Raw genomic sequence first — 23,749 nt, forward strand, 5'->3', positions numbered from 1 at the left:
CATGCGCGAATCCAGCAACGTGGTGCGCCCACAGCCGATGGGCAGCCACACCTACACCGAATCGTCACGATTACAGGCAGCCGGATTACGAACTGCCACAGCCCGATTCGAAGAAGCGGCCCGCCACATCACGATTCCCAGGGCGCCGCAGCCCATCGCTATCGCCGACTACGGGGCGGCGACGGGCTACAACTCGCTGCTGCCGATCGGGGCGGCCATCGACATCATCCGCAAACGCACCCGCTCCGACCACGCGATCCTGGTCGCCCACACCGACGTGCCGGGCAACGATTTCACCGCCCTGTTTTCCACGCTGGCCGACGACCAGGACAGCTACCTGAAGAAGGATCCGGCCACCTACGCCTCGGTGGTGGGGCGCTCGTTCTACGGCCAGATCCTGCCCTCGGACAGCATCGTGCTGGGCTGGAGTTCGTGGGCTATCCACTGGTTGCGCCAAGTGTCGATGCCGATCCCCGACCATGTCGAGATCTCCTACAGCGCCGACGCCGACGCACGCCGCGCCTACGCTCGCCAGGCCGCCGAGGACTGGCGGGACTTCATCGCTTTCCGCGGTCGTGAACTGGCGCCCGGCGGCCGGCTGCTGGTGCTGACCGTCGGCCTCAAACCTGATGGCACCTCAGGATTCGAGGCTGCTTTCGCGGCCATCATGACGGCCTTGGACCAATTCGTCAGCGACGGCCTGATCACCCCCGACGAGGTGCATCGCATGTCGATCCCCTCGGTCGGCCGCGACGAGAAGGACTTTCGCGCCCCGTTCCATCCGTCGGGTCGATTCGAAGGTCTATCGATCGAAGACCTGGAACTGTTCAACGGCGAGGACCGATTCTGGGCGCAGTACCAGAAGGACAACGATGCCGCCGCCTTCGGCACGAATTGGGCTGACTTCCTTCGTGATTCGATGTTTCCCACGCTCGCCGCCGCAGTCGACGCCGACGCTGACGCCGGGCGGGGCCGTGACCGGCGCAGTAAGCGGCGCCGCGATTTCGTCGACCAGCTGCACGCCGCCCTGGCCGCTGCGCTCACCGCGGCACCCGCGCAGATGTCGATCCCGCTGGCGCTCGTCGTGCTGGAGAAGCGGCGCCGGTCAGCCTAGGCCGGCGGCTGCACGAAGATCTGCGGCAGGCCCGGAATCGTCGGGATCGGCGGAATCGTCGGGATGTATCGCGGCGGCTGCGACTGCTGGGTCGGCGGCGGAACGGTCTGGGTCTCGGTCTGCGTCACCGGCGGCGGCGTGGATACCTCGGTGGTGACGACCGTCGTCGTCTGTGTCTCGGTGACCGGCGGCGGTGGTGGTGGCGGCGGCGGCGCCTGCACGACCTGGGTCTGGGTCACCGGCGCGGGTGCCTGCTGCACCACCGTCTGAGGTGGCGGGGCCTGTTGCACCGCCTGGTTCTGCACCGGCGCTGCCGTCGGGTCACCGGCCGGCGCCGGCGCGGGCGCGGCGGGCGCGGCGGCCTGCGGGGTGGTGGTCACGCTCGGTGCGGGCGTGACGGGCTCGGAGCTGCTGTCGGCTCGCAGCGCGACCGCAGTTCCCGCGCCGGCCATCAGGATCACCAGCAGCGCCGCTGCGACCACCGGCATCGGCCGGCGGTACCAGGCAGGCGCGGCTTCTGCCGAGCCGGCCGGCTCGGGGTCCGGCTCGAAGTCCAACAGCGGTCGTACGCCGGACGGTGGCACCGATTCGACGGCGGGCACCGGGTCCGGCCCATCGGGCGCCTCTGACCAGGCCAGCGCGACACCGGTGGCGGGGGCCGGTGCGGGGTCGAACGGGGCGACCGGTACAACCGGCGCCGGCGCCAACGCGGTGGCGCTGTCATCGGCCGGTCCGCGGGTTGCACGCAGCGCGCCGCCGATGGCACCGGTGAGAGCCGGCCGCGGGGTGGTGATCACCGGAACGCGCAGGTGCTCGGACAGGGTCGTGGTGATAACCGGCATCGCGGCGGCACCGCCGATCGAGGCCACCGCCGATAGGTGGCTCGGCCGCACGCCGTTGCGGGCCAGGGTGTCCTGCAGGAGTGCGGTGAACTCGTTCAGCGCGTGGCCCATCGCGCCGTCGAGCTCGGTGCGGGTGAGCCGCACGTCACCGCGGAAGTTGGGCAGTTCTGCGGGCAGAGCTGTCACCGTGACCGTCGACAGCCGTTCCTTGGCTGCGCGGCACTCGGCCCGCAACCGGGTCAGCGACCCGATCGCCGAGGTGCCGGTGATGTCGAGCGATCCGCCGGCCGATAGTTCCGCGATCACGTGGGCCAACAGGCCCTGGTCGATGAGGTCGCCGGAGAAGTCGGGGTGCCGCAGGGTCGGCGCGATCGGCGCGGACGTGGCGCCGTCGACCAAGGTGATCGACGTTCCGCTGCCACCGAAATCGCATAGCGCGATCACGCCCCGGGTGGGCAGCCCGGGATTGGCGGCGAGTGCGGTCAGGGCGGCGGTGGTGTCCGGGATGAACAGCGGCTCCTCGGCCGACCACTCGGGAACCTGCCGAACGGCGCGGCGCAGCGCGTCGACCGCACTTGGCCGCCAGTGCGCGGGGTACGTGAACGCCGCGGTGGGCGGCAGTGGCCGCCCCGCCGTCGCGGCATAGGCCAGCGCACGCAGCGCTTCGGCCAGCAAAGTTTCTGCGTGGTGCACCGAGCCGTCGGACGCCACGATCCCGACCGGGTCGCCGACGCGGTCGACGAAGTCACTGATCACCACACCGCTGGGCAGCGTGATGACGGGAGGTCGGGTGACCGAGTTATCCGGTGTGACTGCGGCCAGTGTGGTTGCCCCGACCGACAGGCCGACCGCCGGCCTCGTTGGGTCTGTCATGTCGTCCAATCCGGGCGCCCAGCCTGCAACATGGGCATGCGGGCAACCCCAGCGCGATCTTCGGATTCATCGAATATGTCGATCCGAAGCCGTGGGACGTTACGTCAGCGAATAGTGCCGCGGCCCGGAATCAGGGGCAGGTCCAACGGGGTGACCCAGCCTGGCGGCAGGTCATTGACAGCCGGGACTGCGTTGAGCGCGCGCAGCCCGGTCGACAGGCAACCCGCAGTCGCGGCGTCCCGTCCCGAACCGTCGGTGAACCTGAACGCAGTCTCCTGGAAGATGCTGGGAGTGCCCTGGATGTCGACGCGGTAGACGTCGTCCTGGGTGCCCGACGGCCAGTCCGGGGCGGCGTCCTGGCCGATGCGGTTGACGTGCTCGAGCTGGATGCGGATCTCGCCTTTGTAGACGCCGTTGATCGTGAACCGGACTGCCGCGACATGGCCGGCCGGTATGACGCCCTTGACGGTCTTGCGCTCGGTTGGAGTGACCCATTTGTCCCAGGTGGTGGTGATCTCGTCGAGCTCGATGCCGGCGGCGTAGGCGATCATCGGCACCGTCGCACCCCAGGCGAACACCAGAATGTCGGAGTTCTGCAGCAGGGGCTCGAACTCGGGCTCGCGCCCGATGCCCATCTCGAACTCGTAGTCGCCCTCGTAGTTCGTGTAGTCCAACAGCTCGGAGGCGCGGACCAGGCTCACCTGGGAGGTCAGGCCCATGAGCGTCATCGGGAACAGGTCGTTGGCGAAGCCCGGGTCGATGCCGGTGGTGAAGCATGACGACTGTCCCGCCTCGCAGGCCCGGGTGATGGGGTCGATCCAGTTCGGCGGGTTGAGGTGCATCTTCGGCCACACCCACGGCGTCATCGCGGTCGAGCAGACATCGATGCCGGCGTGCAGGAAACGCCCGATCAGGTCGATGTTGGCATCGGCCTGCGCAGCGGTCGGCCCGTAGTGCACCAGCGCATCGGGCTTCAACGCGATCAGCGCGTCGACGTCGTCGGTGGCCGTGATGCCGACGTCGCCGATGCCGCAGATCTCCCCTACGTCGACGCCCACCTTGGCCGGGTTGCTCACACCGACGCCGACCAGTTCGAAGTCGGGATGGTCCAGCACTTCGGGGATGACCATCCGGCCGACGAAACCAGTACCCCAGATCACGACGCGCTTGGCCATGGACGGAGGTTAGCCGGGTTGTCGCTCGGGTTAGTTCAGTTGTCCCGATCGCTGGATCCGCGGCTCTTTCGCGCTGCGGCGGATCGGGGCGGCTGGTCCCGCATGTGGTCGCGAATGCGGGTCATCAGGTCGCCGAGGACACGGACGTCGTGGACCGAAAGCTCGTCGAACAGCAGTCCGCGGACGACCTCGATGTGGCCGGGCAGCACGTGGGCGAGACGGTGCCGGCCCGCCTTCGTGATGGTCACGATGGTGGCGCGCTGGTCCGCGGCGCTGGCCTGGCGGGTGATCAGGCCGTCGGCTTCCAGGATTCCGGCCTGATGGGTCAGCCCGCTGCGGCTGTACACCACACCATCTGCCAGTTCGGTCATGGTCATAGGACGCGCGGCATCGACGAGTTTGGCCAGGATCTCGAACTGGACGTAGCTCAGGCCGCCGTCGGCTCGCAGCTGCTGTTGGACGGTGTACTGAAGCAGGCTCGCCGCCTCGGTGAGGGCGAAGTAGGTGCGCATCTGCGAGGGCTCGAGTGCCTTGGCCACCCAGTCATCGTAGCCAGGAATGTTTCGAAGTCGAAGCAAGTTGTCGATTGCATAACTGCTTCGAATTCGAAGCACTCAACGACGGGAGATCATCATGAGGGCAGCGCTCTACCACCGTTACGGCGACGCCGACGTTCTGCGCTACGACGACATCGAGCGGCCGATGCCCGGCGCCGGCCAGGTTCTGGTCAAAGTCGCCGCGACGTCGTTCAACCCGGTCGACGCCGGGATCCGCGGCGGCTACCTGTCCGACGTCTTCCCGATCACCTTCCCGCACGTGCCCGGCATCGATGTGGCGGGCACGATCGCCGAACTCGGCGCTCGCGTCACCGGTCGGCAGATCGGCGACGCGGTGGTTGGTTTACTGCCGATGAACGCGCGCGGCGCGGCCGCCGAGTATGTGCTCGCGCCGGCTGAGGTGTTGGCCGCGGCTCCAAAGTCGTTGCCGCTGGCCGACTCCGCCGCTCTACCGACCGTCGGCCTCACCGCCTGGCAGGCCCTGTTCGAGGTGGCCGGGTTGACGGCAGGGCAGACCATCCTGATCAACGGCGCAGGCGGAGCGGTCGGCGGTTACGCGATTCAGCTCGCCAAGCGGGCCGGCGCCGTCGTCACCGCGACCGCGAAGGCGGCCGCCGCCGACCGGCTTCGCGGTTACGGCGCCGATCGCCTGATCGACTACCTCGACTACTCGGCCGCCCCGGTCACGGTGGATGGACAGCCGTTCGACGTGATACTGAATCTCGTCAGCACCACGCCGGAACAGGACGTGGCACTGGCGGGCCTGGTGACCGACGGCGGCTTCCTGGTCGGCACCATGACCGCAGGCCCGCAGACTCCGCCGCGGGGAGTGCGCAGCCAGCGGGTGTTCGTCCGCAGCGACGCCGCGCAACTCGCCGGCCTCGTCGCCCGGGTGGATGCCGGCCAACTGCTGATCGAGGTCGCGGATCGCCGACCCTTGTCCGAGATCGCCGCAGTGCATGCCGACGCCGACGCGGGCCGGCTGCCCGGCAAGACGATCCTGACAGCCGGCTAGCCGGATGCGTTCTCGCGCAAGGCGAATAATCGCTCGGCGTAGGCGAGGTCGTCACGCCACAGGCGGGTTGCGGCCAGCCGCATCAACGGGGTGATGAGTGGCGCCGCGCGCAGCGAATGACGGAAGCCCGTGCGGTCGGACTGTGCTACGACGGCTTCGATCACCGCTGTGCGCGGCCGCCCGTCGCGGCCCGGCCCGATCGGAGTCGCATGGGTTTCGACGACACTGCCGACGCCCTCGCCGTCGACGATCCGCATGACGATGGTTCGCGGTTCCGGTGCGGTGAATTCGGCGATCACCGGCACACCGAGGCGCCCCATGCGGAACGTCACCGCCACCAGGAACCGGTCGGCGTCCTCCTCGGCATCGACCGCAGGCGCGCTCAACACCTCCAACTGGGTGAACGAATACGGGTGGAACCAGGCGCCGTGCCATGGGTCGAGGCGGTTGGCGATGATGTCGGACGGTTCGCACACGCCGTCCAGTCGGGTCACCGCCGCCAGCCGCGCCCCGGCGGGGCGGGCCGGGATCACCGGGGCGTCCAGCGGGTGTTCACCGCCTACCTTGTCCAGTCGGACCCACACCAGCACACCGTCGTCGTGGGCGGGCAACGGCTTCCAGCCGAATTCGCGTCCGCCCTCGAGCCGCAGCCCATGCCACGGGCAGATCAAGCCGCCGCACTCCACCTTTCCTGCTGCCAGGTCGGCGCCGAGATGGGGGCAAGCCGCCGGCCCGACATGCAAGCGGCGCTGCTGATCTCGCCACGCGACGATCTCCAGCCCGCCTACGGTTGCGCCGAACGGCCGGTTGGCGCGCACATCGGTGCTGGCGCCGAAGACATACCAGTTACCGCTCGCCCGGCCTTCGGCGCGGCGGAGTGCGGCGTTGATGAGCGCGGGCTGGGCATCCTGATAGGTGGGCCGCTGGCGAGCCCAGTCGGACTTCGGGATAACCTGCAGCGGAATCGATTTCATGCGGGATCGGAAACTCATGAGGCACGCCTCTCTCGGCTGGCGAGCCGGCGCAGAACCGGTGAGCGTCCCTGCACCGGCACGGTGTGCAGGGTGTGCCCGGCGATCCCCCAGCCGGCGAGCAGTCGGTTGGCTGCCGACCACCCGGTGGTGGCCGCCCGCTCCATCAACGCCACCGGCAGGTCGATGCGGATGCCGTCGCCGGCCAGCATCAGGCCGGCGACCGGGGTCTCGACGGTCGGCCGGTTCGCAAAGGCCCCCGGCCAGAACAACGGGCAGTCGTCGCGGAGCAGCAGCGTCTCGCCCACGATGCCGGCCGCCGCGGTCTCCGGGTAGAGCTGGTGCAGCCGGGCCAGCATGCGCTCGCGAAGTTCCGACTGTGGCGAGTCGCCAACCGAGTAGGAATGCACCTCGACCACCGAACCGCCATGGGCGCGCGCCCATTCGGCGGCCTGGCTTTCGTAGCTGCTGACCACGCTGATGTTGTCGACGGGGTCCAGTCCCCCGGTTCCCAGGAATGCTGGACGGTCGGCGTTGACCGGGCGGTCCAGCCACAGTCGCTGCACCACGAACGGCGGTGCGGTCTGCAGTTGCGTCACCTGGTCACGCCAGGTGTCGTCGCCGAGGCCCGGCGAGGCCGCGACGATCTGTTGCAGCGCAGCGACATCGGTGGCCAGCACGACACCGTCGGCGTCGATCGTCGTTCCGGTCGAGTCGTGCACCTGCAGCACCCTGCTCCCGCCGAGTGTCACCGATTTCGCCGAAACACCGCGCTGCACCCGCACACTGTGCTCGATCAGATACTGGCCCAACGGTTCCCACAACGCTGTGTCGAAATTCGACCCGGCGACATCGAAGACCAGACCTTCGCTGGAGCCCAGGAAGTAGATGTGGAACATCGTCGCCAACTCGGCCGCCGACAGCCGTTCCGGCCGGGCGAAGAAACTGCGCGCGAACACCTCGAACGCCAGATGGCGGGCCGCGACCGGAAAATTGATGTTGGTCAGGAAGGTCTCCGCATCGAGCCCGTCGAGCTGGGAGTAGATTTCCGGTACCGAAACCGCGGCCAAGGGCGCGGCGGCAACGGCATTGAGCCGCATCAAATCTCGCATCCGGAAGGTCGGGCTGCGCAGGGCGAAGACGAGCGCGTTCCACGGCGGGGTCTTCGGCAGACCGCGGAAGGTGTCGCGACGCCCTTCACCGTCGACCAGCGGATAGTCCTCGACCGCCCGCAGTCGGTCGAGGTGGGGGTCGGTGCGGCGCAACAACGACCGCAGGTTGTAGTACTGCCGGAAGAACGCATGGAAGCCGCGATTGTTGGCCACGTCCATGCCGTCGGCAATCCGCTCGGTCCAGCCGCCGACTCGCCCACCCAGATAGTCCTGACGTTCCAGAATCTCCACGGAGACACCACGTTCGGCCAGTCCCGTGGCCGCCGCGAGCCCCGCGATCCCGCCGCCCACGACGACGACGTGCGGTGTGGCGGGCAACGCGTGAGCGTGCGGCACCCCGGTGGGCGCCGGATGGGTGACACGGCGGGGATCGATCATCGTGGTGCATCCCCCAAGAAGGTATGCACGATATCGCGCTGCCAGCCGGGCATGGTTTCGCTGTGCACACCGTTGAAGCCCGCTGCGGTCAGCCGTCGTTGGAACGCGGCAGCGCCGTCGAACGTGTTCACACTGCGCCACAGGTGCCGATACAGGGTGCTGTCCCGGGTCTGCCGCCAGCCGGACGGGATGATGATGCCCCAGCACACCGCATTCCAAATCGCGGCGGCGACACGGGAATCCCGCACCGAGTACTCGTGCACGGCCAGCGTCCCACCCGGCCGCAGCAACTCCCGGAACGTCCGCAGCTGAGCATCGGGGTCGGCAAGGTTACGCAGTAGGTACGCCGCGAAAATGCCGTCGAACGGACCGTGCACCCCGGCGTCGGCAATCGTCTCGATCGGGCTGTGCACGAAGCGAACCGAGTCTGGCCATGGCTTGGCACCAGCCTCGGCGAGCATGCCCGCCGAGGCGTCGACGGCGACGATCTCGGCGTGCGGGGCGGCATCCAGCAGCGCGGCCGTGGACGCGCCCGTCCCGCAACCCGCGTCCAACAGTCGCAATCCACGCCCGCCGCCCGGAATCCGCATCCGTCGCGCGGAGATTCGCAGATGGTCGTGATAGCCGGGGTTCGCGCCGACCAGCTTGTCGTACGCGTGGGCGCCGACATCGAAGGCGCCCGGGACCTCGCCGCGATCCAGGCCGCTGTTGCTCACGCTCACGATCGATCTCCCTCATCATCGCGACGGGGCCGCTGCTTCACCCACAGCAACAGGACCGCGGTGACCATCGCCCAGCCGAATACGAAGTCTTCCACCGGGATGTCCCACGGGAAGCGCACGCCGCTGGTGTGTTGCTCGTTGTAGATCACGATCGGCGCCGACAGCTTGGTCAACCAGCCGTCGATAATCACTTGGAATGCCACCACGATGCCCATCGATATCCAGTATTCGGCCTTCGTGAACAACCCGGTGCGCAATATCGCCAATTCCAGCCCCATGACCGCGATCAGCGCGACGACGGCGGGCAGCGTGTATCCCAGCCCGCTCATCGGCGCCTGCGCACAGTGTCGAGAATCGCGCTCACCGCCGAGTAGGTCAGCAGCCCGCAGATCGGGATCACGACGAAGAACAGCAGCTCCTCCAGCGGGATCGCGAAACCGACGTGCACCCCGCTGATATAGCGCGGGTTGTATGTCCACACGTGACCGGCGATCGCGATCGCGTCCCAGATGACGAATACCACGGCCACCGGAGCGACGGAACGCAGCACCCGCATCGGCTGGCGGTACACCCCGGGTCCGAAGATCTCCAACGGCGCGGTGATCAGCAGGCATGCGCCCAGCACGATCAGGTACTGCCAGCGATCCATCAGGCGGCGCCGCGGGCGTTGTGGGCCCGTACCAGTCCGGAGGTGAAGACCTGCAGACGCCGACCCACCCCCACCGAGGCGCGTCGGCTGAACACTGCGAAATCGATGGCCTCGATGCGGTCCAGAATTTCCGAGTACAGCGTGAACGCGGTCGTCACGCACGGCCGCGACTGCGGAGCCAGCAGCGCGATGCCCTTGCGCGCCTGGCGATAGACACCCCGGGCGATGTCGTGTTGCGCGGTGAGCGCGCGACGAACTTTCGGATCGGTGCGCTGATTCTCGTGGCACCAGGTCAGCAGCTCGCGGTCCACACCGAAGGCGGCCAGTTCGTCGGCGGGCAGGTAGATGCGGTCGCGGGCCAGGTCCTCGTCGACATCGCGCAGGAAGTTCGTCAGCTGAAACGCATGCCCGAGCGCCTCGGCGTAGGGCGCGGCTTCCTCAGGGGGGCCGACGGTGCCGAGGATCGGCAGCATCTGCAGGCCGATGACCGCGGCCGAACCCCGCATGTAGTGATTCAGCGCCGCGCGGTCCGGATAGTCGGTGACTGTCAGGTCCATCCGCATCGAGGTCAGGAAATCCTCGAACAAGTCCAGCGGGATGCGGTAGGTGCTGGCGGTGTGCAGGACCGCGGCCAGCACCGGTTCGGTCTCGTCGCCGCTGAAGAACTTGTCCGACAGCTCGTCGAGGCGGCGCTCTCGGTCGGCGGTGGTGGCGTCGGTGTCCATGTCGTCGAGGATGTCGTCGGCGTATCGCGCAAACCCGTACAGCGCGTGCACCGGCGGTCGCTGCGACGGGGCCAGCAACCGGGTGGCCAGGAAGTAGGTCCGGCCGTGCCGCGCGTTGAGACGCCGGCAATAGCGGTAGGACTCGACCAGTCGCGAGTCGTCGATGCCCGCGGCGTGCAACTCGGTGTGGATCATCGCTACCTGCTTCCGGAGCTGACGATAGTGCTCTTGGCGGAACGATCGGTGAGGGCGCCGGTCACGCGGTCGGCAGCCAGCCGCCCGGAGATCACGGCCGTCGGGATACCGACCCCGGGCACGGTCGACCCGCCGGCCAGGACCGCGTTGTCGATGCCGCGAACGAGGTTGGCGGGGCGGAAGGGACCAGTCTGGGCGAAGGTGTGCGCGAGTGCGAACGGTGACCCGGCGGCCATGCCCTGCGCAGCCCAGTCCGCGGGTGTGACGACGTCCAGGATCTCAGCGTCGCTGTCGAGCCCCGGCATCAGCCGGTCGGCGGCGGTGGCCAGCACCTGACGCGCATAGCTGTCACCGGTCGACTTCCAATCAACCACGCCCGCTTGCAGATTCGGCGCGGGAGCGAGGACGTAGAGCAGGTCGCGACCGGGCGGGGCGAGGCTCGGGTCCCCCGCGGTGGGCCTGGTGACCAGCAGCGAGGGATCGCTCATCAGCACACCGTCGCGGATGATCTCGTCGAACGTACGCGCCCAGTTGTGCCCGAAGCTGATGTTGTGGTGGAGCAAGTGGTCGCCGACCGCGGGGACACCGACGTGCACGACGACCGCCGACGGCGCCGGCCGCACCTTGATCGGTCGCCGCGGTGTGCGGCCGAGCAGCTGGTAGGTCAGCGGCAGCTCGGTGGTGAGAACCACGGCGTCACAAGGGATTCGCTCACCGTCGTCCGTGCGCACCGCGGTCACGCGGGAGCCGGAGCGCTCCAGCTCGCTCACCGTCGATCCGTAGCGGAACTGCACGCCGGCCCCGGCCGCGGCGGCGGCCATGGCCTCCGGCACCGCGCGCATGCCTCCGCGCGGAAAGTACACGCCCGCAACGGTATCCATGTAAGCGATCACCGCGTAGGCGGCCAGCGCCTGCTGGGGCGGGACACCGGCGTAGAGCGCCTGGAACGTGAAGATCCGCTGCACGCGTTCGTCGGTGATGAAACGGCTGACCATCCGTTCCCAGCCGCGGAACCCGCCGATCGCGGCGAGCCGGGCCAGCTGCGGGGTCAGCAGCGACAACGGCGAGGAGAAGTTGGCCGCGATGAAGCCGTCGAATTCCAGCTGGTAGAGCTTGGTGAGCCAGGCCCGCAGTCTCAGGTAGCCGGCCGCCTGCTCCGGCCCGGCGAACGCTTCGATGGCCGCGGCCATCGTGGCGGCATCGGGGTGCACGTCCAGCGCGCCGCCGTCGGCGAAGCTGGCGCGGTAAGCCGGAGCGACCAACTCCAGCTCGAGGTGATCGGCCATCGAAGCGCCGACCGCGGCGAACGCGTCGGAGATGATGTCCGGCATCGTCAGCACGGTCGGACCGGTATCGATGCGGTAACCGGCGATGTCGGCCTGCCCCATCCGGCCACCCGGGAACAAGTGGCGCTCGAGCACGGTGACCGATCGCCCGCGACCGGCGAGTTGCAGCGCTGCTGACAGCCCCGACAGGCCCGCGCCCACCACCACGACATGATCAGTGGCGCCCGGGACGCTACGCATCAAACGCTCCTCTCTCGCCAAGGGCTTGGTTCGCCCCGGCCGAGCCCCTAGGCGATACCCCGCCGGATGCACTTGCAATCAGATGGCTGCGGTGTCGTCTCCATTCAAGGCGAGTAACGGTCCCCGCGCCGTAGGCGAGGGCACTTGGTCACGCACGCGTAATTTTTGTTGTAGCGCCTCTAGCTGCAGATACCGAACTGCGAGCATTGCAGTGGGTAGCGGGTCACCGGTGCGGGCAACGGGCCCGTGTAGGACAGCGTGAACGGCGTCTTGGTCATCCCCGCCTGCATGCCGCACTCGGGCGTCCAGGTGACGGTGTGGGTGCCGGTCAAGCTGGCGTCGTCGAAGGCGTAGGTGTCGGTCGACAGCGCGTAGCTGCCGTCCGGGCAGCGCACGCCCTCGGGCTGTGGGTAGGTGAAGCTCCACGTTCCGTTGACGATGCGCGCGGTAGCGCCGAAGTTCATCTCCCGCTCGTCGCGGTTGATGTGCTGCGCCGTCGAACTGGACATGTGCAACACGCACCCGGTCGGCCCGCCCGCGCCGAAGGGCCGGGTGCACTCCGGGCTGCTGACCGGGCACACCGGCACGCAGGTCGGCGAGAACGTCCAGGTAGCCGGCGGCAGACCGGCTTCGGTGTAGGTGTAGCTGCCCTCCAACGGCTGGTCAGCGGCTGCGGGGACGGCCAGTCCCACTGGTGCACCGATGAACAGAACCGCCGCGGCCAACGCGCGCACTACGGAAATCATGTCCCCTCCGGTCCCTGACCCGCGCCGATTATCGCAGCTGGGCGTTTAGGAGATCAACGGTTCGGGAAACTCGTTCGACGATGAGACGCTCGGCGGTGCTGACCGCTGCCCTCGTGATGTTCGCCTTGTTGGCGGCATGTTCGACGGGTTCGCGGGTGGATCTCGGGGGCCCGTCGGCGGGCAACCTCACCGCGGCGATCGCCGGCGAGCCGGATCAGCTCGACCCGCAGAAGAGCACCGCCTACTTCTCCTTCGAGGTGCTCGAGAACGTCTTCGACACCCTCGTCGAGCCGGACGAAAACCTCCAGATGCGACCGGCCCTCGCCCAGTCCTGGCAGGTCTCCCCCGATCAACGCACCTGGACCTTCCGCCTGCGCCCCGGAATCAGCTGGCACGACGGCTCCGCCTTCAGCGCCGCCGACGTCGTCTACTCGTATCGACGGATCATCGACGACAAGCTCGCCAACGCCGACAAACTCAGCGCGGTCCGCGACGTCAGCGCGCCGGATCCGCAGACCGTCGTCATCAACGTGGCACACCCCACCCCGAATCTGCTGACGAACCTCGGCGGGTTCAAGGGTATGGCGATCGTGCAGCGCCACAACGTCGAAACCGGCCAGATCGCAACACATCCGGTGGGCACCGGGCCGTTCGCCTTCGCGGGACGCACCAGTGGTGACTCGATCACGCTGACCGCGAACAAGAATTATTGGGCTGGTGCACCGAAGATTCCCGGCGTGACGTTCCGGTTCATCTCCGAACCATCGACGGCGCTATCGGCATTGCAGGCCGGCGAGATCGACTGGACCGATGCGATTCCGCCCCAGCGCGTGGAGCAACTCAAGGGTGACGAGTCCATACACCTGGCTGTCACCCCGAGCAACGACTACTGGTATCTGGCACTCAACGAGGCCCGCAAACCGTGGAACGACGTCCGGGTGCGGCAGGCCATTGCCTACGCGATCGACCGCGGATCGATCGTGCAAGCCACCAGTTACGGCACCGCGACCGCCAATCAGCTTGCAATTCCACAAGGCAACCCGTGGTACACCCCGTACGACCGCTACCGCCGGGACGAAACTCGCGCCAGAGAATTGTTGCGCGAAGCCGGGGTCGGCGACCAGAACCTGGACATGCTGGTCACCAGCGAATACCCCGAGACCGTCACCGCGGCGCAGATCATCGCCGACAACCTTGGGGCGGTCGGCATTGCGGTGCACATCCGCACGGTCGACTTCGCGACCTGGCTCGACGAGCAGAACAGCGGTCACTTCGACATGTTGATGATGGGCTGGCTGGGCAATATCGATCCTGACGACTTCTACTACGCCCAGCACCACACCGGCGGCACGAGTAACGCCCAGAAGTTCTCCGACGCCGAAGTCGACCGGCTGCTGGACGCGGCGCGCATCGAGACCGACCAAGGCCGCCGCCGGGACGACTATGCCAAGGCGGCGACCATCATCGCCGACAAGGCCAGCTACATCTATCTGTACAACCCCTCGGTGATCCAGGGCTGGTCAACGAACCTGACCGGGTACGAGGCCCGGCGCGACGGTGCGGTGAGATTTCGCTCCGCCCAATTGAAGTCCGGTGGTGCGACGTGATCACGTTCCTGCTGCGGCGGCTGTTGTATTCGGCGGTGGTGATGTTCGGCGTGCTTGTCGTGGTGTTCGCGCTGGTGCATCTGGTCCCGGGCGATCCCGTGCGCATCGCGTTGGGCACGCGCTACACACCGGAGGCCTATCAGGCGTTGCGGTCGGCCAGCGGCCTGGACCGACCGCTGATCACACAGTTCTTCTCTTATGCCGGCTCTGCGCTGACCGGCGATCTCGGCGTCAGCTTCCGCAACGGTGAGCCGGTGACCGCAACGCTGCTCGAGCGGCTGCCGGCCACGGTGTCCCTGGCGCTGGTCGGCATCCTGATCGCTTTGGTCATCGCCCTGCCCGCCGGCATCTATTCGGCGTTGCACCGAGGGCGGCCCGGTGACGGAATCGTCCGGGTGGCAAGCCAATTCGGCGTGTCGGTTCCGGACTTCTGGATGGGCATCCTGCTGATCGGCCTGTTCGCCTCGACGCTCGGCTGGTTGCCGACCTCCGGATACCGGCCGCTGCTGCAGGATCCCGGCGGTTGGCTGCGCCACATCGTATTGCCCGGGCTCACCGTCGGATTGGTGGCCGGGGCCATCATGACCCGCTACGTCCGCTCAGCCGTGCTGGAGGTCGCCGATGCCGGCTACGTGCGCACCGCCCGCTCCAAAGGACTTCCCCCCGCGGTGGTCACGTCCCGGCACATCGTGCGCAACGCGCTCATTCCGGTGCTGACCATCACCGGCATCCAGCTGGCGACGATCCTCGGCGGAGTGATCGTGGTCGAGGTGGTGTTCGCGTGGCCGGGCCTGGGACGGTTGACCTACAACGCCGTCGCCGCCCGCGACTATCCGGTGATCCAGGGTGCGGTGCTGCTGATCGCGGCGCTGTTCCTGCTCATCAATCTCATCGTCGACGTGCTGTATGCGGTGGTCGATCCCCGGATCAGGCTGTCATGAGGGTGTCGAATTGGCGCTTGCTGCTTGGCAATCCGGTCGCGTTGATCAGTGCCATACTGCTGCTGACCATCGTCGTCGCCGCTCTGGGCGCACACTGGTTCGCACCGTCGGGTGTCAATGATGTCGACGTACCGAATGCCCTGCAGGCCCCCAGCGGCGCACACTGGTTCGGCACCGACGAACTGGGCCGCGATATCGCCTCTCGGGTCCTGGTCGCCACCCGAGCCTCGCTGCAGGTGGCTGTCGTCAGCGTCGCGTTCGCACTGATCGTCGGGGTGAGCGTCGGCCTGCTCGCCGGGTACCGGGGCGGCTGGCTCGACACGGTGCTGATGCGGTGCGTCGACGTGATGTTCGCGTTCCCGGTTCTGTTGCTGGCGTTGGCAATCGTCGCCGTTCTCGGGCCGGGCCTGACCACCACAATGCTGGCGATCGGTGTCGTCTACACGCCGATCTTCGCCCGCGTCGCCCGCGCCAGCACGCTAGGTGTGCGGGTCGAACCGTATGTCGCGGTGTCGCGTTCGATGGGCAGCCCACACCGCTACATCCTGGCCCGCCACGTGCTGCCCAACATCTCCGGACCGTTGATCGTGCAGACGTCCCTGTCGCTGGCGTTCGCGATTCTTTCGGAGGCGGCGCTGTCGTTTCTGGGGCTGGGTCTGCAGCCACCTCAGCCGTCCCTGGGCCGGATGATCTTCGATTCGCAGGGCTTCGTCACGCTGGCGTGGTGGGTGGCGGTGTTCCCCGGAGCGGCGATCTTTGTGATCGTGCTGGCGTTCAACCTCTTGGGTGACGGGCTGCGGGATGTGCTCGATCCCAAGCAGCGCACATCGACCGAAGCCGGGCGTGGCTCATGACGCCGGTGCTCAGTGTGCGCGATCTGCGGGTGCGGCTCGGAGGCCGGGAGATCGTCCGCGGCATCTCATTCGACGTCGAAGCCGAGCAGACGCTGGGGATCGTCGGCGAATCGGGGTCGGGCAAGACGATGACCGCACTGGCGGCCACCGGCCTGCTCGATGCCCCGGGGGCGGTGACGACCGGCTCGAGTCAGCTTGGCGCAGTGGCTGATTCGAACACGATCCAGCTGGTCGGCGCGAAGCCGCGCGTGCTACGCAGCGTGCACGGCGGGCGCATCGGCTTCGTGTTCCAGGACCCCGGTACGTCGCTCAATCCGCTGCTCACGCTGGAACGTCAGATCACCGAATCCCTGCAGGCACATCGCAATCTGACCCGTCGGAGCGCCCGCCAGCGGGCTCTGGAACTTCTGGAGGCCGTCGGGCTACCCGAGGCGGAGCGCCGCCTGGACAGTTATCCGCATCAGTTGTCGGGCGGTCAGCGGCAGCGCGTCATGGTGGCGATCGCGTTGGCCTGCGACCCCGAGCTCCTGGTCGCCGACGAACCGACCACCGCCTTGGATGTGACGACGCAGGCGCAGATCGTCGAACTCATCAAAGAGTTGCAGCGCGACTTCGGGGCCGCCGTGGTGTGGATCAGTCACGACCTGGGACTTGTCGGCCAGGTGGCCGATACGGTCACGGTGCTGCAGGACGGGCTCGCGGTGGAGCAGGCGCCGGTCCTCGACATCTTCGACCGGCCGCGCCACGCCTACACCCGTGAACTTCTCGACGCCCGGCCGCTGATCGGAGCCGGTGGCCCACAACCGGCCCCAACCGATGCGGCCGTCCTACTCGACGTCGAGAAGCTCGACGTCGAGTTCGGCGGTGTGCCGGCCGTCAAGAACCTGACATTCCAGATCCGCCGCGGCACCACCTTGGGTCTTGTCGGTGAGTCCGGGTCGGGCAAGTCGACGGTGGCCGGGGCACTGACCGGACTGGTCTCCCCCACCTCAGGTACGGCGACGCTGGACGGAGTCGACATCCTCGGGGTGCGCGGCGCGGACGAGAAGGCTTTGCGCCGGCGGATCAGCCTCGTGCTGCAGGACCCGTTCGCGGCACTTGACCCGCGCGCCCGCGTGGGTGCGGCGATCGCCGAACCGCTTGTGGTGCATCGAATTCGGCGCGGCAAGGTAGCCCGCAACGAGCGGGTGGCCGAACTGCTGGAGCTGGTCGGTCTGCCGGCCGACTTCACATCGCGGTATCCGCATGAGCTCTCCGGTGGCCAGCGGCAACGCGTCAGCATCGCCCGCGCGCTGGCAGTCGAACCGGAATTGGTCATCCTCGACGAGGCGACGGCGTCCCTCGACGTCTCGGTCCAAGCCCGGGTCCTGGACCTGCTCACCGATCTGCAACGCGAGCTGGACCTGACCTACTTGTTCATCTCCCATGACCTTGCCGTCGTCGAGCAGATGAGCCACGACGTGCTCGTGCTTCGCGACGGCGCGGCGGTCGAATACCGGCCCGCCGCCGACCTGCTCAACGCACCGGAACACGAGTACACCCGCACATTGCTGGCGGCCGTCCCACCCGCACGACCGCGCTCGGGCTGACATGCTCGTGGCGTGAAAACATTCGCCGTCATGAATCCCCCCGAGCCGATCGCGGTGGCCGGCTCCATCGACACCATCGACAGCACGGTTGTGGCCGGATCGGTCAACACCGCCAACAGCGCGGTCGTCGCCGGATCCATCGCTACCGCAGGCAGCGCGGCGGTCAACGCCTCGATCGCGACCGCGGGCAGCGCCGCCGTCGTCGGCTCGATCGCCACCGCGGGCAGCGCACTCGTCGTCGGGTCGGTGGCCACCGCGGGCAGCGCCATGGTCGCGGGCAGCGTACTCACCGTGCTGTCGGTCCAACTGCGCAAGTGCGTGGCCTGCGTGGCATGCGTGGCATGCCGTCGCTGCACGGCCTGCGTCGGCTGTGTGAGATGTACCGACTGCGTCGGCTGCGTCGGGTGCTACAACTGCTCGGGACTGCGCAACGCGAAAGGTCTTCGCGACGTACACGCTTGAGTGAAGGGTCGGACATGACACAGCTGGACGGAAAAGTCGCCCTGGTGACCGGCGCGTCGTCAGGCCTCGGGGCCGCGACCGCGCAGGTCTTCGCCGAGCGGGGAGCGACGGTGTTCGGCATCGCCCGCGACGACGAGCGAATGGCGACGGTTTTCGAATCCGTTCCTGGCGGCGCATATTCGTCTGTCGACATCACCAGCGCCCAAGCCTGCCGAGAGGCCGTCGCGCAGTGTGTGGAACGATTCGGCCGGCTCGACGTGCTGGTGAACGCGGCGGGCTTTCACCAGATGCGACACACCACGTCGGTGACCGACGAGGACTGGGACTACGACCTTGCCGTGAACCTGAACGGGCCCTTCTATCTGACCCGCGCGGCACTGCCGCACCTGTTGGAGGTCGGCGGCAACATCGTGAATGTCGCGTCGATCGCCGGCATCGAAGGCGAGGTGTATTCGGCCGCGTACTGCGCCGCCAAGCACGGACTGGTCGGGATGACCAAAGCTTTGGCGATCGAGTACACCAAGGAACAGCTGCGGGTGAACGTCATCTGCCCGGGCGGGATGCTCACCCCCCAGGTCACCGACTTCAAGACTCCCGACGACGCCAACTGGGATCTCATCATGCGCATCGCCGCGCCGCGCGGGATGATGGCGCCGGCCGATGTGGCGAAGGTGATCGCGTTCCTCGCCAGCGACGACGCGATCACCATCCACGGCGCGGTGTACAACGTCGACAACGGCAAGACCGCGGGTTAGACCCCCTCGAAATGCCGGCGGATGCCGGCCAGCATCTCCGTATGCGCCGCGATCGCCTGTCGCACGGTGACGGCGAGCAACGGCCGCGGTGCGGTGAAGCGGATCCGCTCGGTCAGCCGGGTCCCAGCCGGGATCGGGTCGAAAGACACCACCGAATCCAGGCGGACGGCCGGGAACTGACGGGCCTCGGTGCGCACCGGTCCCGCCGACGGCACCTCCAACCGCGCCGTGTAAGTGATCGGAAGTTTCACCGCGCCCAGCGGGATGCGGTCGCGCACCCGATAGACGTGTACGTAGCCGTCCTCGACGACCGTGCGGGACAGGGTCTCGACCGACACCACCAGTGGGTGGACGTCCCTGATGTTGTCCAGGTCGACGTAATAGGCGCGAACCGCGGCGGGCGCGCCGGGCACATCAGCACTGACCACCCGGTCGACGGGACCGGCCATCGGCAGACTGCTAGCCGACGGACGCCCTCTGCAGAACGCCGACCTGGTCCGGGCAATAGGTGCCGATCGCAGCGCCGAGGAACTGCAGAGCCTGGCCCTGGTTGGTGCCCATCGGGAGATTGGTCAGCAGGAACTTCGCCGAGGCGTAGGCATCCTTGTCCAGGCCGGTGGCCAATCGCTTGCAGGTGATCTTGCCGATCCACGCGTTGTAGTCACGAGGCCCGTAGATCCCGAAGGTGTGCAGCTGATTGGCGAAATCGGTGTCGGGGTCGGCGTGCGACGGCGCGGCCAGCACGATCGGCGCCGCGACGGCCGCAACGGCGGCCATGGCAAGCCTCGTAACGTTCATGGCCAAGATTGTAGGACAGCTAAACACTGCCGCAAGAGCCATCCACACAATTGACGGCGTGGCACTGTAGTCGGCGCGCCCCGCGGTGTGACCGCAGCTGACACCGGCCGGCGATGTGACCTCGGGCACGAACGTCCGGAGAGAATCGATCGGCGGCGCTACCGGGGGTATCGTCCGATCAATTAAGTGAGCTAATCTCTTACGTTAACTAAGCTAAGCTGTCGCGACACACAGGAAAACGGGGTTGAGATGGGACGGACGGCCGCGTTCAGGATCGGCGCCGAGGGAGTCCCAGCGCTGTCCGTGCCGGCGTCGTAGTTTCGTCGAGGCATCCTATGGTCAAGGCACTGGGGCGGGCTTGGATACCGCTGGTCATCGTGATTGTGGTGGTTATCGCAGCGTTCGGCGTGTTCCGGCTGCACGGCGTCTTCGGTAAGACCGAGCTGACCCGCCCCGGCAGCGGCCTGGCCAACGACACCAAGCCGTTCAACCCCAAGCAAGTGACCTATCAGATCTTCGGCCCCGAAGGCGCAGTGGCAACCATCAACTACCTCGACCTGGACGCGCAGCCCCAGATCGCCCGCGACATCACGCTGCCCTGGTCGCTGACCCTCACCACGACAGCTCCCGCCGCCAGCGCCAACATCGTGGCCCAAGGCGACACCGACACCATCGGCTGCCGCATTCTGGTCGACGGCGTGCTCAAGGATGAGAAGACGTCGACCGGCGTCAACGCCCAGACCTTCTGCCTGGTGAAGTCCGCATGACCGACCTCCAGAGCCCGCCCAAGAAGAATCCGTTGATACCCCGGTTCGTCCGGGCGTTCTCGGTGCCGATCGTTCTGCTGTGGCTCGGTCTGGTCGTTGTGCTCAGCGTCGCCGTCCCGTCGCTGGAACAGGTGAGTCAGGAACACACCGTCTCGCTGGCGCCCGAGGACGCGCCATCGATGAAGGCGATGAAGAAGGTCGGCAAGGACTTTCAGGAATTCGATTCCAACAGCAGTGCGATGGTGCTGCTGGAAAGCGACCAACAGCTGGGCCCCGAGGCACACCGCTACTACGACGGCTTGATGCAGAAGCTGCGCGCGGACACCAAGCACGTCGAACACATCCAGGACTTCTGGGGCGACCCGCTGACCGCCGCCGGATCCCAAAGCGCTGACGGCAAGGCGGCTTACGTCCAGCTGTACCTGGCCGGAAACCAGGGCGAGGCGCTGGCCAACGAGTCGATCGACGCGGTCACCAAGATCGTCAAGGACAATCCGCCGCCGGCCGGAATCAAGGTCTACGTCACCGGCCCGACCGCGCTGAGCCACGACCAGCACAACGCGGGTGACTCCGCCGTCAAGCTCATCGAAGCCCTCACCATCGGCGTGATCTTCGTGATGCTGCTGTTGGTCTACCGGTCGATCACGACGGTGATCCTCGTGCTCGTCATGGTCTTCACCGAACTCACGGCGGCCCGAGGGGTCATCGCCTTCCTCGGAAATTACGAGATCATCGGCCTGTCGACATTCGCGGTGAACCTACTGGCGACCCTGGCCATCGCGGCCGCGACCGACTACGCGATATTCCTGATCGGCCGCTATCACGAGGCCAGGCTGGCCGGCGAGGACCGCGAGACTGCCTTCTACTCGATGTACCACGGCACCTCCCATGTGATCCTGGGGTCGGGCCTGACCATCGCCGGCGCGACGTTCTGCCTGCACTTCACCCGGCTGCCTTATTTCCAGTCGCTCGGCTTCCCGCTGGCGATCGGGATGCTGGTCGTGGTGTTCGCAGCCCTCACCTTGGGTGCCGCCATCATCTCGATCGGCGCCCGGTTCGGCATGTTCGAGCCCAAGCGGAAGATGAACACCCACACCTGGCGACGGGTCGGGGCCGCGGTGGTCCGCTGGCCAGGACCGATCCTGGTCGCCTCGATCGCGCTGTCCCTGATCGGTCTGCTGGCGCTGCCGACCTACAAGACCAACTACAACGACCGCTACTACCTGCCCGGCACCATTCCGGCCAACCAGGGCTATGCGGCTGCCGACCGGCACTTCCCGCAAGCGCGGATGAATCCCGAACTGTTGCTGCTCGAAGCCGACCACGACGTGCGCAACCCGGCCGACATGCTGGTCGTCGACAGGATCGCCAAGACGGTCTTCCACATTCCTGGCATCGGCCGCGTGCAGACCATAACGCGTCCGCTCGGCACCCCGATCGAGCACACGTCGATTCCGTTCATCATCAGCATGCAGGGCACCAACCAGACGATGAACATGTCCTATCTGCAGGACCGCATGAAGGACATGCTGAAGATGGGTGACGAGCTCCAGGTCACCATCGACACCATGGAGCGCATGCTGGCGCTGACCAAAGAGATGGTCGGAATCACCCACAACATGGTGGAGAAGACCAAGCAGATGGTCGCCGACACCAACGAAATCCGGGACAACATCTCCGATTTCGACGATTTCTTCCGGCCGATCCGCAACTACCTGTACTGGGAACCGCACTGCTTCGACATCCCGATCTGCTGGTCGATGCGGTCGATCTTTGATTCGCTCGACGGAATCGACACTCTCAGTGACGATCTCGGGTCACTGATGGTCGACATGGACAAGCTCGACGTCTTGATGCCCAAGATGGTCCAGGTCATGCCGCCGATGATCGCGACGATGAAGACCATGAAGACCACCATGTTGACCATGCAGTCGACCATGGGCGGCCTGCAGAATCAGATGGACGCCATGCAGCAGAACGCGACTGCGCTGGGCCAGGCCTACGACGCGTCCAAGAACGACGACTCGTTCTATCTGCCACCAGAAGTGTTCGACAACCCGGAATTCAAGCGCGGCCTGAAGATGTTCGTCTCGCCGGACGGAAAAGCGGTGCGGTTCATCATCTCCCACGAAGGAGACCCCGCGACGCCAGAAGGCATCTCGCATATCGACAAGATCAAGAACGCCGCTTTCGAGGCGATCAAAGGCACCCCGCTCGAGGGTTCGAAGGTGTATCTCGGTGGCACCGCCTCGGTCTACAAAGACATGCAGCACGGCGCCAACTACGACCTCATGATCGCCGGAATCGCGGCTCTCTGCCTGATTTTCATCATCATGCTGGTGATCACCCGAAGCGTGGTGGCCGCCGGGGTGATCGTGGGCACGGTGGTGCTGTCGCTGGGTGCGTCGTTCGGGCTCTCGGTCCTACTGTGGCAACACATTCTGGGGCAGCCGTTGCACTGGCTCGTGATCGCGATGGCGGTGATCATCCTGCTCGCGGTTGGCTCGGACTACAACCTGCTACTGGTCGCGCGGTTCAAGGAAGAGATCCACGCGGGGCTCAACACCGGCATCATCCGGGCCATGGCCGGCAGTGGTTCGGTGGTGACCTCGGCGGGTCTGGTGTTCGCTTTCACGATGGCTTCGATGGCCATCAGTCCGCTGCGGGTCGGTGGCCAGGTGGGAACGACGATCGCCCTGGGTCTGTTGTTCGACACCCTCGTGGTCCGCTCGTTCATGACGCCGTCCATCGCGGCCCTGCTGGGACGCTGGTTCTGGTGGCCCCAGAAGGTGCGTCAGCGTCCGCTGCCGGAACCATGGCCGACGCCGCAGGAGGCGGCCGAGCGGCGCTCGGTCGACGCGAGCGCACCGGGTGTCTCCACCTGATCGGTGGGTCTAGTCTGACCTGACGAGTCGTCGGCTGTTCGATACCTGTTCAGCCGCCGTTCGCACAGTGGCAAGTCCGGCCATGACTTTGCTGTCATCCTTGACGGCAGCCCTTATCGGCCGGCCGTCCAGGAAGGACTCTGATGTCGCTCCAAATGCGTTACGTCGCACCGCTGCTGATCGCTGTCGGCGCGTCCGTTGCTTTGACCCCGTTGGCCGTTGCCGATCCCCCGAGCATCCCCGAGCCTGGCTCCGAGTCGGCCGCCGCCACCATTCGTGACCTGGACGCCGCAGGCTACGACGTCTCCCTGCAGTACGAGAACGGCGTCCCCAACGGTGGGCTGTCGGCGTGCACCGTGACGGACATCAACACGCAAGGCTCGGCGGGCGCCCAGGGCATCGCCTACGTCACCATCAACTGCGCCAAGTAG

General features: G+C 67.0%; 24 protein-coding genes. 11 read left to right on the forward strand and 13 right to left on the reverse strand.

Annotated elements, in window-relative coordinates; translation table 11 throughout:
- The first annotated feature begins 1 nt into the window (after position 1).
- Positions 2 to 1,114 (forward strand): SAM-dependent methyltransferase, encoded by a 1,113-nt coding sequence (locus AB431_RS19370; protein WP_047331294.1) that lies wholly within the window; start codon positions 2 to 4, stop codon positions 1,112 to 1,114.
- Here AB431_RS19370 and AB431_RS19375 read toward each other — a convergent pair.
- The 3 genes from AB431_RS19375 to AB431_RS19385 all read right to left on the reverse strand — a co-directional run bounded on the left by AB431_RS19375 (position 1,111) and on the right by AB431_RS19385 (position 4,543).
- A complete protein-coding gene (locus tag AB431_RS19375) occupies positions 1,111 to 2,829 on the reverse strand; it encodes an Hsp70 family protein (protein ID WP_047331295.1) in 1,719 nt (572 codons plus the stop codon). The genes AB431_RS19370 and AB431_RS19375 overlap by 4 nt on opposite strands.
- A gap of 104 nt (positions 2,830 to 2,933) precedes the next feature.
- Positions 2,934 to 4,004 (reverse strand): dihydrodipicolinate reductase, encoded by a 1,071-nt coding sequence (locus AB431_RS19380; RefSeq protein WP_047331296.1) that lies wholly within the window; start codon positions 4,002 to 4,004, stop codon positions 2,934 to 2,936.
- 35 nt (positions 4,005 to 4,039) lie between these two features.
- Positions 4,040 to 4,543 (reverse strand): MarR family winged helix-turn-helix transcriptional regulator, encoded by a 504-nt coding sequence (locus tag AB431_RS19385; protein ID WP_047331297.1) that lies wholly within the window; start codon positions 4,541 to 4,543, stop codon positions 4,040 to 4,042.
- 94 nt (positions 4,544 to 4,637) lie between these two features.
- Here AB431_RS19385 and AB431_RS19390 point away from each other — a divergent pair, with 94 nt between their 5' ends.
- Positions 4,638 to 5,576 (forward strand): NADP-dependent oxidoreductase, encoded by a 939-nt coding sequence (locus tag AB431_RS19390; protein ID WP_047331298.1) that lies wholly within the window; start codon positions 4,638 to 4,640, stop codon positions 5,574 to 5,576.
- Here the strand turns inward: AB431_RS19390 and AB431_RS19395 are convergent.
- The 8 genes from AB431_RS19395 to AB431_RS19430 all read right to left on the reverse strand — a co-directional run bounded on the left by AB431_RS19395 (position 5,573) and on the right by AB431_RS19430 (position 12,660).
- Entirely contained in the window at positions 5,573 to 6,568 is a 996-nt protein-coding gene (locus tag AB431_RS19395; RefSeq protein WP_047331299.1) for a DUF5914 domain-containing protein, read from the reverse strand. The genes AB431_RS19390 and AB431_RS19395 overlap by 4 nt on opposite strands.
- On the reverse strand, positions 6,565 to 8,097 hold the full coding sequence (locus AB431_RS19400; protein WP_047331300.1) for an FAD-dependent oxidoreductase: 1,533 nt from the start codon (positions 8,095 to 8,097) through the stop codon (positions 6,565 to 6,567). The genes AB431_RS19395 and AB431_RS19400 overlap by 4 nt, the downstream gene beginning before the upstream one ends.
- Positions 8,094 to 8,819 (reverse strand): class I SAM-dependent methyltransferase, encoded by a 726-nt coding sequence (locus AB431_RS19405; RefSeq protein WP_047331301.1) that lies wholly within the window; start codon positions 8,817 to 8,819, stop codon positions 8,094 to 8,096. The genes AB431_RS19400 and AB431_RS19405 overlap by 4 nt, the downstream gene beginning before the upstream one ends.
- Positions 8,816 to 9,148, reverse strand: a complete 333-nt coding sequence (locus AB431_RS19410) for a lycopene cyclase domain-containing protein (protein ID WP_047331302.1) — start codon at positions 9,146 to 9,148, stop codon at positions 8,816 to 8,818. The genes AB431_RS19405 and AB431_RS19410 overlap by 4 nt, the downstream gene beginning before the upstream one ends.
- Positions 9,145 to 9,471 carry a lycopene cyclase domain-containing protein gene (locus AB431_RS19415; RefSeq protein ID WP_047333604.1) on the reverse strand — a complete coding sequence of 109 codons (327 nt, stop codon included), beginning with the start codon at positions 9,469 to 9,471 and terminating at the stop codon, positions 9,145 to 9,147. The genes AB431_RS19410 and AB431_RS19415 overlap by 4 nt, the downstream gene beginning before the upstream one ends.
- The gene (locus tag AB431_RS19420) at positions 9,468 to 10,388 is read right to left on the reverse strand and encodes a phytoene/squalene synthase family protein (protein WP_047331303.1); all 921 of its coding nucleotides are present in this window, start codon (positions 10,386 to 10,388) and stop codon (positions 9,468 to 9,470) included. Before AB431_RS19420 ends, AB431_RS19415 begins: the two co-directional genes overlap by 4 nt.
- A gap of 2 nt (positions 10,389 to 10,390) precedes the next feature.
- Positions 10,391 to 11,914: a phytoene desaturase family protein gene (gene crtI, locus AB431_RS19425; protein ID WP_047331304.1), complete on the reverse strand. Its 1,524-nt coding sequence runs from the start codon at positions 11,912 to 11,914 to the stop codon at positions 10,391 to 10,393.
- A gap of 179 nt (positions 11,915 to 12,093) precedes the next feature.
- A complete protein-coding gene (locus AB431_RS19430) occupies positions 12,094 to 12,660 on the reverse strand; it encodes a hypothetical protein (RefSeq protein WP_052960331.1) in 567 nt (188 codons plus the stop codon).
- Positions 12,661 to 12,740: 80 nt separating this feature from the next.
- Between AB431_RS19430 and AB431_RS19435 the strand changes: the two genes are divergently transcribed.
- From AB431_RS19435 to AB431_RS19460, 6 genes are read left to right on the forward strand one after another with little or no spacing between them, the layout of a single operon-like run.
- Positions 12,741 to 14,267 (forward strand): ABC transporter substrate-binding protein, encoded by a 1,527-nt coding sequence (locus AB431_RS19435; RefSeq protein WP_047331305.1) that lies wholly within the window; start codon positions 12,741 to 12,743, stop codon positions 14,265 to 14,267.
- Entirely contained in the window at positions 14,267 to 15,208 is a 942-nt protein-coding gene (locus AB431_RS19440; protein ID WP_369803073.1) for an ABC transporter permease, read from the forward strand. The genes AB431_RS19435 and AB431_RS19440 overlap by 1 nt, the downstream gene beginning before the upstream one ends.
- Positions 15,205 to 16,062: an ABC transporter permease gene (locus tag AB431_RS19445; RefSeq protein ID WP_047331307.1), complete on the forward strand. Its 858-nt coding sequence runs from the start codon at positions 15,205 to 15,207 to the stop codon at positions 16,060 to 16,062. The genes AB431_RS19440 and AB431_RS19445 overlap by 4 nt, the downstream gene beginning before the upstream one ends.
- Entirely contained in the window at positions 16,059 to 17,651 is a 1,593-nt protein-coding gene (locus AB431_RS19450) for an ABC transporter ATP-binding protein (RefSeq protein WP_047331308.1), read from the forward strand. Before AB431_RS19445 ends, AB431_RS19450 begins: the two co-directional genes overlap by 4 nt.
- Positions 17,652 to 17,663: 12 nt before the next feature.
- Complete coding sequence (locus AB431_RS19455) at positions 17,664 to 18,113, forward strand: hypothetical protein (RefSeq protein ID WP_369802923.1); 450 nt, start codon at positions 17,664 to 17,666, stop codon at positions 18,111 to 18,113.
- Positions 18,114 to 18,127: 14 nt separating this feature from the next.
- Positions 18,128 to 18,868: an SDR family NAD(P)-dependent oxidoreductase gene (locus AB431_RS19460; RefSeq protein ID WP_047331309.1), complete on the forward strand. Its 741-nt coding sequence runs from the start codon at positions 18,128 to 18,130 to the stop codon at positions 18,866 to 18,868.
- Here the strand turns inward: AB431_RS19460 and AB431_RS19465 are convergent.
- On the reverse strand, positions 18,865 to 19,317 hold the full coding sequence (locus AB431_RS19465; protein ID WP_047331310.1) for an SRPBCC family protein: 453 nt from the start codon (positions 19,315 to 19,317) through the stop codon (positions 18,865 to 18,867). The two genes, AB431_RS19460 and AB431_RS19465, sit on opposite strands and share 4 nt — an antisense overlap.
- A gap of 10 nt (positions 19,318 to 19,327) precedes the next feature.
- Positions 19,328 to 19,666: a DUF732 domain-containing protein gene (locus AB431_RS19470; RefSeq protein ID WP_047331311.1), complete on the reverse strand. Its 339-nt coding sequence runs from the start codon at positions 19,664 to 19,666 to the stop codon at positions 19,328 to 19,330.
- 335 nt (positions 19,667 to 20,001) lie between these two features.
- Between AB431_RS19470 and AB431_RS19475 the strand changes: the two genes are divergently transcribed.
- The 3 genes from AB431_RS19475 to AB431_RS19485 all read left to right on the forward strand — a co-directional run bounded on the left by AB431_RS19475 (position 20,002) and on the right by AB431_RS19485 (position 23,749).
- Entirely contained in the window at positions 20,002 to 20,433 is a 432-nt protein-coding gene (locus tag AB431_RS19475) for an MmpS family transport accessory protein (protein WP_047331312.1), read from the forward strand.
- Positions 20,430 to 23,318, forward strand: a complete 2,889-nt coding sequence (locus AB431_RS19480; protein WP_047331313.1) for an RND family transporter — start codon at positions 20,430 to 20,432, stop codon at positions 23,316 to 23,318. Before AB431_RS19475 ends, AB431_RS19480 begins: the two co-directional genes overlap by 4 nt.
- 143 nt (positions 23,319 to 23,461) lie before the next feature.
- Positions 23,462 to 23,749 (forward strand): hypothetical protein, encoded by a 288-nt coding sequence (locus tag AB431_RS19485; protein WP_047331314.1) that lies wholly within the window; start codon positions 23,462 to 23,464, stop codon positions 23,747 to 23,749.

The sequence above is a fragment of the Mycobacterium sp. EPa45 genome (assembly GCF_001021385.1).
Classification (GTDB): domain Bacteria; phylum Actinomycetota; class Actinomycetes; order Mycobacteriales; family Mycobacteriaceae; genus Mycobacterium.

Bases quoted from the DNA above. Each gene is read 5' to 3' on its own strand.
- AB431_RS19465 (WP_047331310.1), bottom strand. From the start codon at position 19,317: ATGGCCGGTCCCGTCGACCGGGTGGTCAGTGCTGATGTGCCCGGCGCG.
- AB431_RS19420 (WP_047331303.1), bottom strand. From the start codon at position 10,388: ATGATCCACACCGAGTTGCACGCCGCGGGCATCGACGACTCGCGACTG.
- AB431_RS19445 (WP_047331307.1), top strand. From the start codon at position 15,205: ATGAGGGTGTCGAATTGGCGCTTGCTGCTTGGCAATCCGGTCGCGTTG.
- AB431_RS19485 (WP_047331314.1), top strand. From the start codon at position 23,462: ATGTCGCTCCAAATGCGTTACGTCGCACCGCTGCTGATCGCTGTCGGC.
- AB431_RS19470 (WP_047331311.1), bottom strand. From the start codon at position 19,666: ATGAACGTTACGAGGCTTGCCATGGCCGCCGTTGCGGCCGTCGCGGCG.
- AB431_RS19435 (WP_047331305.1), top strand. From the start codon at position 12,741: ATGAGACGCTCGGCGGTGCTGACCGCTGCCCTCGTGATGTTCGCCTTG.
- crtI (WP_047331304.1), bottom strand. From the start codon at position 11,914: ATGCGTAGCGTCCCGGGCGCCACTGATCATGTCGTGGTGGTGGGCGCG.
- AB431_RS19380 (WP_047331296.1), bottom strand. From the start codon at position 4,004: ATGGCCAAGCGCGTCGTGATCTGGGGTACTGGTTTCGTCGGCCGGATG.
- AB431_RS19450 (WP_047331308.1), top strand. From the start codon at position 16,059: ATGACGCCGGTGCTCAGTGTGCGCGATCTGCGGGTGCGGCTCGGAGGC.
- AB431_RS19390 (WP_047331298.1), top strand. From the start codon at position 4,638: ATGAGGGCAGCGCTCTACCACCGTTACGGCGACGCCGACGTTCTGCGC.
- AB431_RS19430 (WP_052960331.1), bottom strand. From the start codon at position 12,660: ATGATTTCCGTAGTGCGCGCGTTGGCCGCGGCGGTTCTGTTCATCGGT.
- AB431_RS19400 (WP_047331300.1), bottom strand. From the start codon at position 8,097: ATGATCGATCCCCGCCGTGTCACCCATCCGGCGCCCACCGGGGTGCCG.
- AB431_RS19370 (WP_047331294.1), top strand. From the start codon at position 2: ATGCGCGAATCCAGCAACGTGGTGCGCCCACAGCCGATGGGCAGCCAC.
- AB431_RS19460 (WP_047331309.1), top strand. From the start codon at position 18,128: ATGACACAGCTGGACGGAAAAGTCGCCCTGGTGACCGGCGCGTCGTCA.
- AB431_RS19375 (WP_047331295.1), bottom strand. From the start codon at position 2,829: ATGACAGACCCAACGAGGCCGGCGGTCGGCCTGTCGGTCGGGGCAACC.
- AB431_RS19410 (WP_047331302.1), bottom strand. From the start codon at position 9,148: ATGAGCGGGCTGGGATACACGCTGCCCGCCGTCGTCGCGCTGATCGCG.
- AB431_RS19395 (WP_047331299.1), bottom strand. From the start codon at position 6,568: ATGAGTTTCCGATCCCGCATGAAATCGATTCCGCTGCAGGTTATCCCG.
- AB431_RS19480 (WP_047331313.1), top strand. From the start codon at position 20,430: ATGACCGACCTCCAGAGCCCGCCCAAGAAGAATCCGTTGATACCCCGG.
- AB431_RS19475 (WP_047331312.1), top strand. From the start codon at position 20,002: ATGGTCAAGGCACTGGGGCGGGCTTGGATACCGCTGGTCATCGTGATT.